The following is a 17,212-nucleotide window of genomic DNA, read 5'->3' on the forward strand; positions in this document are numbered from 1 at the left end:
TTGAGGCAGTGACACATTCACTCGTCGTCGACCAATCCGTCGTCACACCGGTCGCGGTGCACGACGCGTTCGGCCGGACGCTGCCGATGCCACTGCCCACGCTGTTCAACCGCTGGTACGGCCCGTTCCCGCCGATCCGCGACGTGCGCGAGCAGACCGGCGCCTGGGACGCGGCGGGGCAGACCCGCATCGTGCACCTGGCCGGCGGCGCCACCATGCGCGAGGAGCTGACCAGTGTCGACCCGCCGCGCTCGTTCGGCTACCGGCTCTGCGAGGTCACCGGCCCGATGGCGTTGCTGGTCGATCACGTTGTGGGCGAATGGATTTTCACACCGGCGGCCGCCGGAACCGAGATCACCTGGCGCTGGGACATCCACCCGAAGTCGCCGCGCACGGCCTGGGCGCTCCCGCTGCTGGGCAGGATGTGGAAGGGCTACGCGCGGCGCGCGCTGGCCAACTTGTCGGCCTTGCTGACGAAGTGAGAGCCGCGAACCGTTACGGTGTGAAGCCATGTGCCGACTCTTTGGCCTGCACGCCGGGACGCACGCGTGCACCGCGACCTTCTGGCTGCTGGACGCGCCGGACAGCCTGTCCGAACAGAGCCGGCGAAACCCCGACGGCACCGGCCTGGGCATCTTCGACGAGCACGCCGCGCCGCACCTCTACAAGGAGCCGATAGCGGCCTGGCAGGACGCCGCATTCGCGACCGAGGCGCACCGGTTGACCGGCACCACCGTCATCGCCCACGTCCGCTACGCCACCACCGGCTCGCTCGACATCCGCAACACCCACCCGTTTATGCAGGACGACCGGATCTTCGCGCACAACGGCGTCCTCGAAGGGCTGGACATCATCGACGAGCGGCTGCGCGAGATCGGTACCGCCGATTTGGTATTGGGCGACACCGACTCCGAGCGCGTGTTCGGCTTGATCACCGGCTCGATCCGGGCCCGCGGCGGCGACATCACCGCGGGGCTCGTCGACGCCATGCGATGGCTCGCCGAGCACGTTCCGATCTACGCGGTCAACGTGCTGCTGAGCACGGCCACCGACATGTGGGCGCTGCGTTACCCGCAAACCCACGAGCTCTACGTCTTGGATCGATCCGACGGTGTGGCGTCCCAAGACCCCGAATTCGACTTGCACACCATACGAATTCACGCGCGCTCCGAGCACCTGTGCACGCGGCCGTCGGTGGTGTTCGCCACCGAACGCATGGACGCCGACCCGCGCTGGCGCCTTCTCGAGCCCGGCGAGCTGATTCACGTCGACGCCGGGTTGCGCGTCACCCGCAGTCTGGTGCTGCCCGAGCCGCCCAACCAGCTGTTGCGCCGCGAGGACCTGAGCACGCCGGTGGAGGACTCGCAACACGCCCTGCCGAGCACCCGGCGGCTGGTCTGAGGACGTTTGGCAGAGTTGGTGAGCGTGACGAACAAACGCGCCCTGGTGCTGGCGGGTGGCGGGATCGCGGGAATCGCCTGGGAGACAGGTGTTCTGCGGGGCATCGCCGACGAGTCGCCGGCCGCGGCCCGGCTGTTGATCGAATCGGACGTGCTGGTGGGGACGTCGGCGGGCTCGGCCGTCGCCGCGCAGCTCGGCAGCGGCCACACGCTGGACGAGCTGTTCGACCGGCAAGTCTCCGAGTCGTCGGCCGAAATCGACTCCGGCGTCGACGTCGACACCATCACCGAACTGTTCCTGACCGCCCTGGCCGCGCCGTACGAGGAGCCGCTGGACAAGACCCGCCAACAAATGCAGCGGATCGGGGCCGTGGCCCTGGCGACCGAAACCGTTCCCGCGCCGGTGCGCCGCCAGGTGATCGCGCAGCGCCTGCCGTCGCACGAGTGGCCCGAGCGCGCGGTGCGGCTCACCGCCATCGACGTCGCCACCGGAGAGCTGACCGTCTTCGACCGCGAATCGGGCGTCGACCTCGTCGATGCCGTGGCGGCCAGCTGCGCGGTGCCCGGGGCGTGGCCGCCGGTGTCGATCGCGGACCGCCACTACATGGACGGCGGGGTGGCCAGCTCGGTCAACCTCGTGGTCGCCGCCGACTGTGACGTCGCGGTGGTGCTGGTGCCCTCGGGCATCGACGCGCCGTCGCCGTTCGGCGCCGGGCCCGCCGCCGAGGTCTCATCGTTTCCCGGGGCGGCGTTCGCGGTGTTCGCCGACGCCGATTCGCTGGCCGCCTTCGGGCCCAACGCCTTGGATCCGGGCTGCCGCATCCCCTCGGCCCTGGCCGGGCGCGAGCAGGGTCGCCGCGAAGCCGCGGCCATCGCCCGGTTCCTGGGCTTGTGACGGATTTGGTTGCCGCACACAACCTTTAGCGATCGATCGCGGGCGGGACGGCGTCGTCGCGCCCGGCTTCCAGCGAGTCCAGGGCGTCATCCGCGAGCGCTCGGCCGGTGGCGATCACCTCCACCGCCCGGTGAAATTCCAGGGCCCGACACGTCGACCGCGGAACCTCGATGAGCAGGTCGGGCGGGTAGACCGCCAGCGTGTGACGCGCCAGGGCGGCCTGCGCGATGTCGATCGTCCGGTTCATCACCTCGAAGCTGCCCAACTTCGGCACGTCGGACACCGCGGCGGCCAGCTCGCCGGCGACAGCGTCGGCCGGTGACGGCTCTTCGTCGGGGTTGTCCGACCAGTCATCCGGCTCGCCGCCCGGCCCGCCCAGCCTGCTCAGTACCGCCCGGGCGGTCGGCCGGTCGAGCAACGAGCGGGCGGCGGCCGTGTCGAGCAGCGCGGAGGTGCTGCGCAGCATGCGGGTCAACCATTCGGCGGTGGCCCCCGGCTCCGCTTCCCGGGTGGTGATCGCCTCGCTGCCGGACAGGTTCACCGCGATGGTCAGGTCGGCGTTGACGGCCGACAGCGGGGCCATCGGCAGCGGGTCCAGGATGCCGCCGTCGGCCAACAGCCGCCCGTCGACCGCGTGCGGCGCGATCACCCCCGGGATGGCGATCGACGCCCGGATCGCCTCGTCGAGTGGGCCGCGCTGAAACCACACCGACTTTCCCGCCAGCAGGTCGGTCGCCACCGCGGTGTACGGGATCCGCAAGTCTTCGATGGCGACCGGACCCAGGATGTCGCGCACCGCGTCCAGGATCTTTCCGGCTCGCATCACGCCGGCCGCGCTGATCGACGGGTCCAGCAGCCGCAGGATGGTGCGCTGGGTCAGGGACTTCGCCCACTCGGAGAACTCGTCGAGCCGCCCGGCCGCGTGCAGGCCGCCGACCAGCGCGCCCATCGACGAGCCGGAGATGCCGACGATGTCATAACCGCGTTCGCGCAGCGCCTCGATCACCCCGATGTGCGCGTAGCCGCGGGCGCCACCGCTGCCGAGCGCCAGTGCCACCCGAGTCGGTGCCGAGCGACGCGGAAGTTCGTCAGGCACCCCACCATTTTGCGCGGCGGGGGTCCTCAGCGGGCCGCGCGCGGACTTTTTTCAGCCGTGATCGTAATTACTCCGCGGGGGAGGGCGCCGGCGCGCGGCGCTACCCGCACTCGTCGTTGGCCGCCGCCCGCGCGGCGACGATCACGGCGGCCTGCCGGGCCGGGGTCAGCTTCGACCAGGGGGCGTTCCAGCTGCCCGCCGTGCCCGACGGCGACGCCTGCAGCATGGCCAGATAGGGCTCGAACAGCGACGCGCCGGTCCTGGGCTGGCCATCCATCCACACTTTTGCGGCGTGACAGGCCTGGTAGTACTCCTCCTCGGTTGAGTGTGCGGGGACGTCGACCCTGGTGGTCACGCCGCCGGGGGACACGCCGATGGCGCCCGCCGGCACCGAGCCCGGGCCGCCGGCGCTGTCCGATTGCGGCGCCGACGAGGGGGCCGGTGCGCCGTGCTGGCCGCCCTGCGAGCAGCCCGCGACCGCCAGCAGGACGCCCACTACAAGGGCCGCGGCAACCGCCGCGCCCCGCCGCCGGGGTCGACCACCGCGCCAGCGCACGGTCTCAATCTATGCAACACTGGCTGCCGTGATGGAGCGCTTCGGATTTTGCGAGTGTTGTCGGCCGTAACACGCCGCCGCCCGTTCGATCCTCTTTCGCTCTGGAGTTCCCCCCATGACTTTGTCCCTTGCCGGGGCAGCGCCCGTCACCGCCGCGGTCACGCACCCACGAACCCTTTCGTCCCCGTCCGCGGGCCCGACCCCGCTGCGGGTGCCAGACCTGTTGCACGCGACCGACCAGGCCGCCGACGACGTGCTCAGCGGGCGCTGCGACCACCTGCTGCCCGAGGGCGGCATCCCGGAGTCGCAGCGCTGGTTCACCCGCATCCACGGCGACGAGGAGCTCGACGTCTGGCTGATCAGCTGGGTGCCCGGCCATCCGACCGAGCTGCACGACCACGGCGGGTCGCTGGGTGCGTTGACCGTCGTTTCCGGCTCGCTCAATGAATACCGTTGGGACGGAAGGGCTTTGCGGCGCCGTCGGCTCGACGCCGGCGACCAGGCCGGGTTCCCGCTGGGCTGGGTGCACGACGTTGTCTGGGCGCCGCGGCCGGTCACCGTGCCGGTCACGGGGTTGCCGGGTGCGAGCGCCGGGCCGGCGCAGCCGACCCTGAGCGTGCACGCGTACTCGCCGCCCCTGACCGCCATGTCGTACTACGACATCACCGACCGCAACACGTTGCGCCGGCAACGCACCGAACTGACCGACCAGCCGGAAGGATCGCCGTGAGCCGCATCGACGTCGTCTTGAGGTCCGCCCGGCGCCGGTATCGCCGCCTGCCCGCCACCGAAGTGCCCGACGCGCTGCGGCGCGGCGCGGTGCTCGTCGACATCCGCCCCCAGGCCCAGCGGTTCCGCGAGGGGGAGGTGCCCGGGGCGCTGGTGATCGAACGCAACGTCCTGGAGTGGCGCTGCGACCCCACCAGCGACGCCAAACTGCCCGAAGCCGTCGGCGACGACGTCGAATGGGTGATCCTGTGCTCGGAGGGCTACACGTCCAGCCTGGCTGCGGCCGCGCTGCTGGACATCGGCCTGCACCGCGCCACCGACGTCATCGGCGGGTATCACGCGTTGGCCGGCGCGGGCGTGCTCACCCAGCTGGCCGGCGGTGCGTCCGGCGCCCCGTTGGCCGACGCGGCCGCGGGCGCCCGCCGCTGGATCTAGCCGGCCGCTAGTTAACTGCAACCCCGACGGGTGATTCGGCACTGGGAACGCACGCGGCCGCGGTGACGGCGGTGAGTGCGAGGACCGCCGCAACGACGAGTTTCGCGGCTAGACGTGACATGAGGACTCCGTTCGTCGGCCCCCCGGCGCAGAACTCTAGCGGGGCTACGAGCAAATTTCAATAACGATTGAATTAATCGCTAACCGTCGGCTGATTGCGACGTCGGGTCCAGCCCCAGCTCGTCGGCGGGTGCGGTCAAGAACCGATGCACCGCCGGCCCCACCAACCCGACCACCTCGTCGACCCCGAGCGACGACAGCGGAGGCACCCGCATGACGTAGCGCAGCATTCCGGTGCCGACGAGGTTGGTCGCGGCCAGCGTTGCGCGCAGCCGCGCCTCATCTCCACCGCCCAAAGCGCTGGCCACCGCGGTGAGCAGGTAGTCGTGCAGGAATCCGCGAAACGCGTCGTTGGCGTCGCCGTTCGACGTCGCCGACCGCACCATCGACGCCATGCTCGAGGCCGTGTCGGGCTGCTCCCAGATACCCAGGTAGGCGCGCACTACGCGGCAGCCCAGATCGTCGTCGTTGCGTGCGATCTCGGTCGTCAGCAGGTCAGCGGGCAGCACCAGCTTCAGCGATTCGCGAAACAATGCCGCCTTCGAGCCGAAGAGATAGAGAACCATCGAAGGATCAACTCGCGCATCGTCGGCGATCGCGCGCAGCGTCGTCTTGTCGTAGCCATGGGCGGCGAACTGCCGCTTCGCCGCGCGAAGGACCGCGTCGCGCGATACCGGCTCGCCCTGGCGTCTACCGCGCCGCTTCTGAATCCCAGACGGGGACACCGGTTCCCGGCCCACCCGGCTAGCCTTCGGCGTGCAGGAGCGGCCGCAGCCGGGCCGTCTTCTCCGGTGTCCACCCGGGCGGCGACATCACCGCCGCCCAGCCGTCGGCGACGTCGGCGACGTAACGGTGACCGTGCCCGTCGGGGACGTCCACCGCGACGGCCATGTCCGCCGACACCTGAAGGAAGGTGACGACCGGGATCCAGCGCGTCTGCGGCAACACGTCATAGCCGCGCCGCTCCCGCAACCAGTCGGGCTTGCTGAACACCAGGTCCGGGGTCCACCAGGCGATCGGGTCCGAGGCGTGCTGCAGATAGACCACCCGCGGGTGATCCCACGGATCCTTCGGGCGCGCCAGGTTGCCCGCGCGGGCCACGAAGCGGACGTAGCGGCCGTCGTCGTAGATCGGCAGCCATTCGGGGGACCCGGGGTCGCGTGTCGTGGTGAGGTCGGTCCAGATGGTGTTCTGGAACGTCGGCCCGCTGAACAGGGCGCCGTCGGTGCGGGCGAGCACGTTGTTCAGGCTCATGAACGACGCCTCGCCGCCGAACGAGCCGAGGCTCTCACCGAACACGACCAGCTTGGGGCGTTGGGCTTCCGGCATCTGGCGGATCAGCCGGTCGACGGCCTCGAACAGCGCCTGGCCGGCGTGCCGGGCGTTCTCCTTGTCCACCAGAAACGACAGCCAGCTCGGCAGGAACGAATACTGCATGCTGACGATCGCGGTGTTGCCGTTGTACATGTACTCGAGGGCGGTGGCCTCCGCCTCGTTGATCCAGCCGGTGCCGGTGGTGGTCGCGACCGCGACGACCGCGCGCCGCAGCCCGCCCGTGCGCTGCAGCTCGCGCGCGGCGAGTTCGGCGGTCGCGGTGATGCCGTCGGCGGAGTTCAGCCCCGCATAGGCCCGTATCGGTTCGGTCGCAGGGGCGCCGTTGAACGCGGTCAGATCGCCGACCTTGGGACCGCCCTCGACGAAGACGCGCCCTTGGTGGCCAAGGGATTCCCACGACACCAGCGACTCCGGTCCGCCGGAGCGCAGCGCGGTCTTCGGCGGCGCGCTGTCGGGGTTCATCTCGTTGTTGGCCGAGGCGAAGGTGTCGTTCATGGTGCGCATGGCGAACTTGAGCACGACGCCGTTGAGCACGGTGACGGTCAGGACCGCCAGCGTGACGACCACGATGGTCGCCGAGAGCCGAAACGGCACGAACCGGTCGACCTGACCGACCAGGAAGCGGACCAACCAGCGGGTGAACTGGCCGATTTCGACCACCGTGAACAGCACCACCAGCGAGAGGACTCCCGATAGCGGGTAGTCGTACCACTCCAAATGTGGCACGCCCATCAGGTCGCGCACGTCGTCCTGCCACACGTGGAACCAGATCGCCATCAGTACCTGGCCGACCACACCGATCGGGATCAGCACCTTCCAGGCCCAGCGTGGCGGCGGCGGGCTGTGATCCTTTTCCCGCATGAACCGCACCAACCAGACCGAAAAGACGCCCAGCCCATAGCCGATGGCGCCGGAGAGCCCGCTGACGAGTCCCTGGAACAACGGGCCGCGCGGCAGCAGCGAGGGCGTCAGCGAAAGCCAGATGAAGACCAGGCCGACCGTGGTGCCGGTGAATGTGTAATGCCGCACCCACCAAGGCTTTTCGGTCCACGGCAGAGTGGGGGCGGCGCGCCCGGCCCGCGGGGCGGGCGGGGCCTGTGAAACGGCGACCGCGGATTCCTCGACGTCGTCCGCCGGCTTGTCGCCGGTGTCGACGTTGGTCGCGGAGCCGGGTTCGCTCATGGTGCGTCCTAGCGGTGGGTGAAGTTCGGCGCGCGCTTCTCGACGAAGGCCGCCATCCCCTCGGATTGGTCCTCGGTCGCGAAAGTGGAGTGGAACAGCCGGCGTTCGTAGAGCAGCCCCTCGGCCAGCGTGGATTCGAACGCGCGGTTGACGGCCTCTTTGGCCATCCGCGACGCCGACCGCGACATCTGGGAAATGGTGGTCGCGACTTTCTTCGCCTCGGTCAGTAGGTCGTCGGCGGGCACCACGCGCGAAACCAGCCCGCTCCGTTCGGCCTCCGCGGCGTCGATGGTGCGCCCGGTCAGGATGAGGTCCATGGCCTTGGCCTTGCCGATGGCGCGGGTCAGGCGCTGCGAGCCGCCCATGCCGGGCAGCACACCGAGTTTGATCTCGGGCTGGCCGAATTTCGCTGTGTCGGCGGCGATCAGCACGTCGCACATCATGGCCAGCTCGCAGCCGCCACCGAGCGCGTGCCCGGCCACCGCGGCGATCGTCGGGGTGCGGACCTCGGCGAGTCTGCCCCAGGGGGCGAAGAAGTCGGCGCCGAAGGCGTCGGCGAACGTCAGCTCGGCCATCTCCTTGATGTCGGCGCCGGCGGCGAACGCTTTGGCCGAGCCGGTGATGATGATCGCGCCGATGCCGGGGTCGTCGTCGAAATCCGCTGCCGCACTGGTGACCTCGTTCATCACCTGGGTGTTCAGCGCGTTGAGGGCCTTCGGCCGGTTCAGGGTGATGATGCCGACGCGCTCCTCGCGCTCGACGAGGATGGTCTCGTACTGCGTGTCTGTCATCTGGGCCGCCTTTCTAGAAACTCAGGTCGTCGTCGACCGGGGTGAAATACGCCTCGACATCGGCCGCCGTGACGGCGGCCAGCTGCGCCGGCGACCACTTGGGATTGCGATCCTTGTCGATCAGCTGCGCGCGAATTCCCTCGACCAGGTCGTGTGAGCGCAGCGACGCCGAGGACACCCGATAGTCCTGAACGAGAACGTCTTTGAGCGTTTCCAATTCGGCCGCGCGGCGTACCGCCTCCAGCGTCACCGACAACGCGATGGGGGAGCGGGTGGCGATCAGGTTGGCGGCGTCGTTCGCCGGGCCCGCGCCGTGGCCCGCGAGGGCCGCGACGATGTCCTCGACCGTGTCGCGCGCGAAGCAGTCGTCGATCCAATCGCGTTGTGCGGCAAGTTCACTCGGTGGCGGTTCGACGGTGTATTTGGCGAGCGCGTTCTCGACTCCGTCCCCGACGATCGCCCGACGGAACGCCTCGATGTCGGCGTGCGGCACGTAGTGGTCGGCGAAGCCCATGGCGATGGCGTCGGCTCCCGAGAACGGCGCCCCGGTCAGCGCGGCGTGCAGGCCCAGGCCGCCGGGCGCGCGCGACAGCAGGTAAACCCCGCCGACGTCGGGGATGAAGCCGATTCCGACCTCGGGCATGGCGATCTTGGAGGTGTCGGTCACCACCCGGGTGTTCGCGTGCGCGCTGACGCCCACACCGCCACCCATCACGATGCCGTCCATCACCGCGACGTATGGCTTGGCGAAGTCGGCGATCTGGGCGTTGAGCAGATATTCGTCGCGCCAGAAGCGTCGCGCCTCCGCCCCGTCCTTGCGCGCGCTGTGGTAGATCGAGACCACGTCGCCGCCCGCGCACAGTCCGCGTTCACCGGCGCCGGAGAGCACCACCGCGCGCACCGCCTCGTCGCCGGCCCAGCCGGTGAGGATGGCGGTCAGATCGTCCACCATCCGTTGGTTCAGCGAGTTGATCGCCTTGGGCCGGTTGAGCGTGATCAAGCCGACGCTTCCGTCAACCTCGGTGAGAACCTCATCGGATCCGTCGGTCACGCCTTAGCCTCCCTCGCGCCGGTCCAGCCTCGAGGAAGAAATCTAGATCGTCACGACCGGCGCGGTATGCGCGGGTAAGGGTTATGTTTAACGCGACGACAACGGCTTAAGCCTTCCAAGGCTCGAGAACTCCGCAAAATGCCCAGCTCGGCTGGGAACCTGGGTGGACCGCTGATCGTTGAGATGGTGTTCGCACAGCTCGAAGCCAACAAGAGAGGATCCGACGGTGCGGGAGACAAGCAACCCGGTATTTCGTTCGCTGCCTAAGCAGAGGGGCGGATACGCGCAATTCGGCACTGGCGCGGCCCCGATGCAGGGCTACCAGGCCGACCCCTATGCGGCTCCCTACCAGGCCCCGTACCAGGAGGCCCGGCCTTCGCGCCCCCTGACCATCGACGACGTCGTCACCAAGACCGGCATCACGCTGGCCGTGCTGGCGGCCTCCGCCGTCGTCTCCTACTTCTTGGTGGTCTCGAACCTCGCGCTGGCGATGCCGCTGACCCTGATCGGCGCGCTCGGCGGCCTGGGCCTGGTGCTGGTCGCGACCTTCGGTCGCAAGCAGGACAGCCCGGCGATCGTGCTCAGCTACGCCGTACTCGAGGGTCTGTTCCTGGGAGCGCTTTCGTTCGTCTTCGCCCACTTCTCGGTGTCGAACGCCAACGCCGGCGTGTTGATCGGGGAGGCCGTCATGGGCACCTTCGGGGTGTTCTTCGGCATGCTGGTCGTCTACAAGACCGGCGCCATCCGGGTCACGCCCAAGTTCACCCGCATGGTGGTCGCCGCCCTGTTCGGCGTGCTGGCCCTGATGCTCGGCAACTTCGTGCTGGCCATGTTCGGTGTCGGCGGCGGCGCGGGCCTGGGCCTGCGCAGCGGCGGCCCACTCGCGATCATCTTCTCGCTGGTGTGCATCGGCATCGCGGCGTTCAGCTTCCTGATCGACTTCGACGCGGCCGACCAGATGGTCCGCGCCGGTGCGCCGGAGAAGGCGGCATGGGGCATCGCGCTGGGCCTGACCGTGACGCTGGTCTGGCTGTACATCGAGATCCTGCGCCTGCTCAGCTATCTACAAAACGATTAGCTCTGCCACACGAAAACCGGCACGCCGATGGGCGTGCCGGTTTTTTGTCTGCGGTCCTCGTGCACTGCCGTTGAGTGTGAAGCGCCGGCGTCGAGAGTGAACCAGCGGTGCGCTGGCTCGGCTTGGGCTCAAGGGGTGATTGCAACACTTCGTAGTTAGGGGTGTTGATGACGGGTGAGCCTCAGCTGTTGGCGGTGCAGCGTCGGTATTGGGAATTGATCGCGGCGGGGTTGTCGTCGGAGGATGCCGGGGGTGCGGTCGGCGTGTCGGCGACGTGCGGGAGCAAGTGGTTTCGCAGATTTGGTGGCGTGAATCCACGATGGGTTGTCCCTGAGGGGCAGAAACGGCCGCGGCTGTCTGCGGATGAGCGCGAACAGATCATGATCGGCGCGGCTCAAGGCGAGTCGATCCGCTCGATGGCACGTCGGTTGGGCCGGGCCCCTTCGACGATCATGCGCGAGATCGCCCACAACGGCGTGATGCGAGGGTATGTGGGCCGGTATCGCGCCCGGTATCGCTTCGGAGCCCGCCGGGCCGGCTGGGACGCGAAATCAGGCTATTCGGCGCGGATTGCTCAGCTGCGCAGTGAGCAGCGAGCGCGCCGGCCTAAGACCGGCAAGCTGGGTCGCTGCCCGGTCTTGCGCACCGAGGTGCAAGCGTGGTTAGCCAAGAAGTACAGCCCCGAGCAGATCGCTTCGGTGTTGGCCAAGACTTATCCCGATCGCCCGGAGATGCAGGTGTCCCACGAAACCATCTACAAGGCGCTCTACGTGCAAGGACGCGGGGAACTGCGCCGCGAGTTGACCAAGTGTTTGCGGACCGGGCGGGCCTTACGCAAGCCACGTGCCAGGGTCGGCGCCCGCACTGGCTGTGGCCGCATCCCGGGCATGGTCAACATCAGCGAGCGGCCCGCCGAGGCTGCTGACCGCGCGGTGCCCGGGCACTGGGAGGGCGATCTGATCCTGGGCAAAAACCAGCATTCCCAGATCGGCACCCTGGTGGAACGCTCCACCGGATTCGTGCAACTGCTGCACCTGCCCGCCCGGCGCGATCCCGACACGGTGGCTGAGGCGATGATCACCACCATCAAAACCCTGCCTGAAGCGCTGCGCCGCTCGCTGACCTGGGATCAAGGCCACGAGATGCTGCGCCATGCCCGCATCAGTATCGACGCCGGCATCGACATCTACTTCTGCGATCCGCACTCACCCTGGCAGCGTGGCAGCAACGAGAACACCAATGGCCTTCTGCGCCAATACTTCCCGAAAGGCACCGACTTATCCGTGCACTCGGTGGACTACCTCGCCGAGGTTGCCGCCGAACTCAACGAACGCCCACGTAAACGCTTCGGTTGGGACAGCCCCGCCCAGGTCCTCAACCGGCTACTGTCAACTCCGACAGGAACCACTGTTGCAACCAAACCTTGAAACCGCCCGGCGTGTCGCCGCCCAGGCTTCACACTCAAAGCCCGGGTTTCACACGCAAAGCCGGGACGCACCCAACGACGAGCGGCTCAGCTGAGCCGCTCGATCACCATCGCCATGCCCTGCCCGCCGCCGACGCACATGGTCTCCAGGCCGAACGTCTTGTCGTGCGTCTGCAGGTTGTTGAGCAGCGTGGTGGCGATGCGGGCACCGGTCATGCCGAACGGGTGGCCCAGCGCGATCGCCCCGCCGGACACGTTCAGCTTGTCCTCGTCGATGCCCAGCTCGCGGGCCGAGCCCAGCACCTGGACGGCGAACGCCTCGTTGATCTCGAACAGGTCGATGTCGCTGACCGACAGCTTGGCCCGCGCCAGCGCCTTCTTGGTCGCCTCGATCGGGCCCAGGCCCATGATCTCCGGGGAGAGGCCGCTGACCCCGGTGGACACGATCCGCGCCAGCGGCGTCAGGCCGAGCTCCTTGGCCTTGGTGTCGCTGGTGATCACCACCGCGGCCGCGCCGTCGTTCAGCGGGCACGCGTTGCCCGCGGTCACCGTGCCGTTGGGCCGGAACACCGGCTTGAGCTGGCTGATCTTCTCGTAGGTGGTGCCGGGGCGGGGGCCGTCGTCGGTGCTCACCGTGGTGCCGTCGGGCAGGGTCACCGGGGTGATCTCCCGCTCGAAGAACCCGCTCTTGATCGCCTCCTCGGCGCGGTTCTGGCTGCGCACTCCCCAGTGGTCCTGGTCTTCGCGGCTGATGCCGGTCAGCAAGGCGACGTTCTCGGCGGTCTGCCCCATCGCGATGTACACGTCGGGCAGGTTGCCGTCGGCGCGGGGATCGTGCCACTCGTCGGCACCTTCGGCCGCGGCGGCCGAGCGCTCCTGAGCCTCACCGAACAGCGAGTTCTTGGTGTCCGGCCACGAGTCGGCGCTGCCCTTGGCGAACCGCGACACGGTTTCCACACCCGCCGAGATGAACGCGTCGCCCTCACCGGCCTTGATCGCGTGGAACGCCATCCGGGAGGTCTGCAGCGACGACGAGCAGTACCGGTTGACGGTGGTGCCCGGCAGGAAGTCGAAGCCGAGTTCGACGGCGATGACTCGCGCCAGGTTGTATCCGGATTCGCCGGCGGGCTGCCCGCAGCCCAGGATCAGGTCGTCGATCTGGTGCGGGTTCAGGGCGGGCACCTTGTCCAGCGCGGCCTTCACGATCTGAACGGTCAGGTCGTCGGGGCGCATGTTGACCAGCGACCCCTTCATCGCGCGGCCGATCGGCGAGCGAGCAGTTGAGACAATGACGGCTTCAGGCATGGTGGTTCCCTTCAGATCCCTGCAGATCCCACAGATGGGGCTGGCTCGCTTCATCATCGGGCGGTGGGCCCACGCCGACGGGCGAAGACAAATCTAGTCGCTGCCAACCTCGGGGCACGAAGACGGGGCAGGTCCGGGTGCCGGGCGCCGCCACAGCCGCGACATCACGCTGGCCCGCGTGTGGCGCTGCCCCAGGACCGGCTCCGCCGGCGGCACCGGTGGACTCAGCGGCGGGCGCTCCACCTTCTCGCCCAGCGCGTCGCACAGGGCCAGCAGCAGCGCGTCGGCGGCCAGCGCATAGGCGGGCGCCGACGGGTGGTAGCCGTCGGCGGAGAACATCGCGTCGGGCGTGGCCCGGAACTGCGGCGCCATCAGCTGCGCCAGCGGAACCGGCACGCCGCCGGCCGAGCGGACCGCCGCGGTCTGGGCGCGGGCGAGTTGCAGGCAACGCTCGTGCGCGAGCGACCGCAGCGGCTGCGGAATCGCGCTGATGAAGCCCAGATCCGGGCAGGTGCCGACGATCACCACGGCGCCCCGGGCGCGCAGCCTGCGGACGACCAACCCCAGCCGTTGCGCCGACTGGCTCACCCCGTTGAGCGCGGTGACGTCGTTCGCGCCGACCATGACCACCGCCACGTCCGGCGGGGGGCCCGCCACGAACATGGCGTCGACTTGGCCGCACAAGCCCTTCGAGGTGGCGCCCACAATGGCCTTGGTGCTCAGCCGGATTCGCTTGCCGGTCTGCTCGGCCAGGCCGCGCGCGATCCGCACCCCCGGCACCTCGTCGGCACTCATGCATCCGTATCCGGCGGCGGTCGAATCGCCGAAGATCATCAGGTGCAGGTCGGCCGCCATCCCGCGGCGCCACCGCTCCACGGGCCCACCGCCGCGCGTGTACACGCCGTCGGCGCGGGGCGGGATGTCCCATGCCTTGGGGATGACGGTGCGCGCGTGGGACGCCTGGCCGACCAACAGACTGCGTGCCCCCAGGTAGGCGGTTCCTGTCGAGGCCAGCGCGCCCGCTGTGGCCAGGGCGATCGCCGACCGGCGTGGCACCCGAATGGTCACGCACTCAAGTTTAGGGCCGCTGCGGAGTTTGCGCGGCCGGTGGGAAAAAACGAACTGATCACGGTGCGAAGCAAAACTGGTATCAACTCAGAGATTTCATACGTTGCACTAAGCGATGGCTGTCAAGCTGAGAACAAGGGGATGGCTGAGCGCTTTGGCAAACGGTCGAACCAGACGCTCAACAGCCTCGTCACATGCTGTATCGCACTACAACGGCGTAGGAAGTGTTGAGCATGACCGCACCTAGCAAGGTATCGGGGTCGCCTGAGGCCACCGTTCGTGCCCATGATGTCCTCAAAGCCCGGCGCGCCCAGACGCGCAAGTTCGCGATCAGCGACGGCGCGCCCGTCGAGGTCCTCGAATCCGGCCCCAGCGTTGCTGCGCGATTGGCCAACCTGACGTCACGGCTGACGATCCGACCGATTCTGACCGTCGGCAGCCACGTCCCCAACCTGCCGTGGCCGTGGGGCCTCATCGACCTCACCGCCCGGGTGCTGATCCCGGCGTCGGCCACCGTCCGCGAGACGGTGAAGTTGCCGCACGCCTCGGCGCAGCTGGTGCGCGCGCCCGGCGTGCTTCCCGCCGACGGCAGCCGCCGCGTGGTCGTCTACCTCCACGGCGGCGCGTTTTTGACCTGCGGGGCAAACTCGCACGGCCGGCTCGTCGAAGCCCTCTCCAAGTTCGCCGACGCGCCCATCTTGGTGGTCAATTACCGTCTGCTGCCCAAGAATTCGGTGGGCATGGCGATCGAGGATTGTCACGACGCCTACCGATGGCTGCGGCTGCGCGGCTACCAACCCGACCAGATCGTGCTGGCGGGCGATTCCGCGGGCGGCTACCTGGCGCTCACGCTCGCGCAACGCCTGCAGGAGGAAGGCGAGGAGCCCGCGGCGCTCGTGGCGATCTCGCCGCTGCTGCAGCTGGCGAAGGAACCCAAGCAGGCCCACCCCAACATCGACACCGACGCGATGTTCTCCGCCGGGGCGTTCGACGCCCTCGCCGAGCTGGTTGCCGCCGCGGCCGGAAAGAACAAGGTCGACGGCAAAGCCGAGGAGATCTACGAGCCGCTGGAACACATCAAGCCGGGCCTGCCGCGCACCCTGATTCACGTCTCGGGCTCCGAGGTGTTGCTGCACGACGCGCGGTTGGCGGCGAGCCGGCTGGCCGCAGTCGGCACCCCGGCCGAGGTGCGGGTGTGGCCCGGCCAGATCCACGACTTCCAGCTGGCCGCGCCGATGGTGCCGGAGGCCGTGCGCTCGCTGCGCCAGATCGGCGACTACATCCGCGAGGCCACCGAGTAGCGCGCCGCCCGAAACCGCCTGAGACGATGTGACGCATGCGGATCGCGCAGCACATCAGTGACCTCATCGGCGGCACGCCGCTGGTGCGCCTGAACTCCGTCGTTCCCGACGGTGCCGGCATCGTGGCGGCCAAGGTCGAATACCTCAACCCCGGCGGCAGCTCGAAGGACCGGATCGCGGTCAAGATGATCGACGCCGCCGAAGCCAGCGGACAGCTGCGGCCCGGCGGCACGATCGTCGAACCCACGTCGGGCAACACCGGCGTCGGGCTGGCGTTGGTCGCCCAGCACCGCGGGTACAAGTGTGTGTTCGTCTGCCCGGACAAGGTCAGCGAGGACAAGCGCAACGTGCTGATCGCGTACGGCGCCGAGGTGGTCGTGTGCCCGACGGCCGTGCCCCCCGACCACCCGGACAGCTACTACAGCGTCTCCGACCGGCTGGTCACCGAAATCGAGGGCGCGTGGAAACCGGACCAGTACGCCAACCCGGAAGGCCCGGCCAGCCACTACGCCACCACCGGCCCGGAGATCTGGGCCGACACCGACGGCAAGGTCACCCACTTCGTCGCCGGCATCGGCACCGGCGGCACGATCACCGGCGCCGGCCGCTACCTCAAGGAGATATCGAACGGGGCCGTGCGCATCATCGGCGCCGACCCCGAGGGCTCGGTGTATTCGGGCGGCACCGGCCGGCCCTATCTGGTGGAGGGCGTCGGCGAGGACTTCTGGCCGCAGGCCTATGACCGCACGGTGCCCGACGAGATCATCGCGGTGTCCGACTCCGACTCGTTCGACATGACCCGGCGCCTGGCCCGCGAGGAGGCGATGCTGGTCGGCGGGTCGTGCGGGATGGCGGTGGTCGCCGCGCTGCGCGTCGCCGAGCAAGCCGGACCCGACGCGCTCGTCGTGGTCCTGCTGCCCGACGGCGGCCGGGGCTACATGTCGAAGATCTTCAACGACGCCTGGATGTCGTCGTACGGGTTCCTGCGCAGCCGGCTCGACGGGTCCACCGAGCAGTCCAGGGTCGGCGACGTGTTGCGCCGCAAGTCCGGTGCGCTGCCCGACCTGGTGCACACCCACCCGTCGGAGACGGTGCGCGACGCCATCGGCATCCTGCGCGAGTACGGGGTGTCCCAGATGCCGGTGGTCGGCGCCGAGCCGCCGGTGATGGCGGGGGAGGTCGCCGGCAGCGTCTCCGAACGCGAATTGCTGTCGGCGGTGTTCGAGGGCCGGGCGAAACTGGCCGACGCGGTCGCCCAGCACATGAGCCCGCCGCTGCCGATGATCGGCGCGGGTGAGCTGATCAGCGCGGCGGGCACGGCCTTGCGGGACTGGGACGCGTTGATGGTGGTCGAGGAGGGCAAACCGGTCGGCGTGATCACCCGTTATGACCTGCTGGGCTTCCTCTCCGAGGGGCCCCGTGGACTGAGCGGACGCCGGTAGTT

At 69.1% G+C, this 17,212-nt stretch carries 17 protein-coding genes; 9 read left to right on the top strand and 8 right to left on the bottom strand.

Going from position 1 to position 17,212, the window contains the following annotated elements; translation table 11 throughout:
• Window positions 1-8 precede the first annotated feature (8 nt).
• The 3 genes from OCU_RS30360 to OCU_RS30370 are packed head-to-tail and all read left to right on the top strand — an operon-like array spanning window position 9 to window position 2,295.
• Window positions 9-482, top strand: a complete 474-nt coding sequence (locus tag OCU_RS30360; RefSeq protein WP_014379369.1) for an SRPBCC family protein — start codon at window positions 9-11, stop codon at window positions 480-482.
• A 28-nt stretch (window positions 483-510) separates the two neighbouring features.
• Entirely contained in the window at window positions 511-1,401 is an 891-nt protein-coding gene (locus OCU_RS30365; RefSeq protein WP_014379370.1) for a class II glutamine amidotransferase, read from the top strand.
• A 24-nt stretch (window positions 1,402-1,425) separates the two neighbouring features.
• Window positions 1,426-2,295 (top strand): patatin-like phospholipase family protein, encoded by an 870-nt coding sequence (locus tag OCU_RS30370; protein ID WP_036458371.1) that lies wholly within the window; start codon window positions 1,426-1,428, stop codon window positions 2,293-2,295.
• A gap of 25 nt (window positions 2,296-2,320) precedes the next feature.
• On the opposite strand, the gene OCU_RS30375 is transcribed toward OCU_RS30370, so the two are convergent.
• Both OCU_RS30375 and OCU_RS30380 read right to left on the bottom strand, forming a co-directional pair.
• On the bottom strand, window positions 2,321-3,391 hold the full coding sequence (locus tag OCU_RS30375; protein WP_193375135.1) for a patatin-like phospholipase family protein: 1,071 nt from the start codon (window positions 3,389-3,391) through the stop codon (window positions 2,321-2,323).
• Window positions 3,392-3,491: 100 nt separating this feature from the next.
• Window positions 3,492-3,947 (bottom strand): lipoprotein LpqV, encoded by a 456-nt coding sequence (locus OCU_RS30380; RefSeq protein ID WP_179293413.1) that lies wholly within the window; start codon window positions 3,945-3,947, stop codon window positions 3,492-3,494.
• A 115-nt stretch (window positions 3,948-4,062) separates the two neighbouring features.
• Between OCU_RS30380 and OCU_RS30385 the strand changes: the two genes are divergently transcribed.
• Both OCU_RS30385 and OCU_RS30390 read left to right on the top strand, forming a co-directional pair.
• Window positions 4,063-4,677 (top strand): cupin domain-containing protein, encoded by a 615-nt coding sequence (locus OCU_RS30385; RefSeq protein WP_225337483.1) that lies wholly within the window; start codon window positions 4,063-4,065, stop codon window positions 4,675-4,677.
• Window positions 4,674-5,111 carry a rhodanese-like domain-containing protein gene (locus tag OCU_RS30390; protein ID WP_009957774.1) on the top strand — a complete coding sequence of 146 codons (438 nt, stop codon included), beginning with the start codon at window positions 4,674-4,676 and terminating at the stop codon, window positions 5,109-5,111. The genes OCU_RS30385 and OCU_RS30390 overlap by 4 nt, the downstream gene beginning before the upstream one ends.
• Window positions 5,112-5,311: 200 nt before the next feature.
• Here the strand turns inward: OCU_RS30390 and OCU_RS30395 are convergent, their stop codons facing one another.
• From OCU_RS30395 to OCU_RS30410, 4 genes are read right to left on the bottom strand one after another with little or no spacing between them, the layout of a single operon-like run.
• Complete coding sequence (locus OCU_RS30395; RefSeq protein WP_009957775.1) at window positions 5,312-5,971, bottom strand: TetR/AcrR family transcriptional regulator; 660 nt, start codon at window positions 5,969-5,971, stop codon at window positions 5,312-5,314.
• A gap of 4 nt (window positions 5,972-5,975) precedes the next feature.
• Window positions 5,976-7,748 (bottom strand): alpha/beta hydrolase, encoded by a 1,773-nt coding sequence (locus tag OCU_RS30400; protein WP_009957777.1) that lies wholly within the window; start codon window positions 7,746-7,748, stop codon window positions 5,976-5,978.
• 8 nt (window positions 7,749-7,756) lie between these two features.
• Window positions 7,757-8,539 (bottom strand): enoyl-CoA hydratase, encoded by a 783-nt coding sequence (locus OCU_RS30405; protein ID WP_008254287.1) that lies wholly within the window; start codon window positions 8,537-8,539, stop codon window positions 7,757-7,759.
• 13 nt (window positions 8,540-8,552) lie between these two features.
• Window positions 8,553-9,590, bottom strand: a complete 1,038-nt coding sequence (locus tag OCU_RS30410) for an enoyl-CoA hydratase/isomerase family protein (RefSeq protein WP_009957778.1) — start codon at window positions 9,588-9,590, stop codon at window positions 8,553-8,555.
• Between the two features lie 226 nt (window positions 9,591-9,816).
• Between OCU_RS30410 and OCU_RS30415 the strand changes: the two genes are divergently transcribed.
• Window positions 9,817-10,668: a Bax inhibitor-1/YccA family protein gene (locus OCU_RS30415; protein ID WP_026071427.1), complete on the top strand. Its 852-nt coding sequence runs from the start codon at window positions 9,817-9,819 to the stop codon at window positions 10,666-10,668.
• Between the two features lie 167 nt (window positions 10,669-10,835).
• Window positions 10,836-12,095, top strand: a complete 1,260-nt coding sequence (locus OCU_RS30420; RefSeq protein ID WP_168162058.1) for an IS30 family transposase — start codon at window positions 10,836-10,838, stop codon at window positions 12,093-12,095.
• An 86-nt stretch (window positions 12,096-12,181) separates the two neighbouring features.
• Here the strand turns inward: OCU_RS30420 and OCU_RS30425 are convergent, their stop codons facing one another.
• Together OCU_RS30425 and OCU_RS30430 are read right to left on the bottom strand one after the other, a co-directional pair.
• A complete protein-coding gene (locus OCU_RS30425) occupies window positions 12,182-13,399 on the bottom strand; it encodes an acetyl-CoA C-acetyltransferase (protein ID WP_009954588.1) in 1,218 nt (405 codons plus the stop codon).
• A gap of 93 nt (window positions 13,400-13,492) precedes the next feature.
• The gene (locus OCU_RS30430) at window positions 13,493-14,455 is read right to left on the bottom strand and encodes an SGNH/GDSL hydrolase family protein (RefSeq protein WP_085977619.1); all 963 of its coding nucleotides are present in this window, start codon (window positions 14,453-14,455) and stop codon (window positions 13,493-13,495) included.
• Window positions 14,456-14,700: 245 nt separating this feature from the next.
• Between OCU_RS30430 and OCU_RS30435 the strand changes: the two genes are divergently transcribed.
• Both OCU_RS30435 and OCU_RS30440 read left to right on the top strand, forming a co-directional pair.
• Window positions 14,701-15,768, top strand: a complete 1,068-nt coding sequence (locus OCU_RS30435; RefSeq protein WP_009954592.1) for an alpha/beta hydrolase — start codon at window positions 14,701-14,703, stop codon at window positions 15,766-15,768.
• Window positions 15,769-15,803: 35 nt separating this feature from the next.
• A complete protein-coding gene (locus OCU_RS30440) occupies window positions 15,804-17,210 on the top strand; it encodes a cystathionine beta-synthase (protein WP_009954593.1) in 1,407 nt (468 codons plus the stop codon).
• The last annotated feature ends 2 nt before the right edge of the window (window positions 17,211-17,212 follow it).

It is taken from the genome of Mycobacterium intracellulare ATCC 13950 (genome assembly GCF_000277125.1).
GTDB lineage: Bacteria > Actinomycetota > Actinomycetes > Mycobacteriales > Mycobacteriaceae > Mycobacterium > Mycobacterium intracellulare.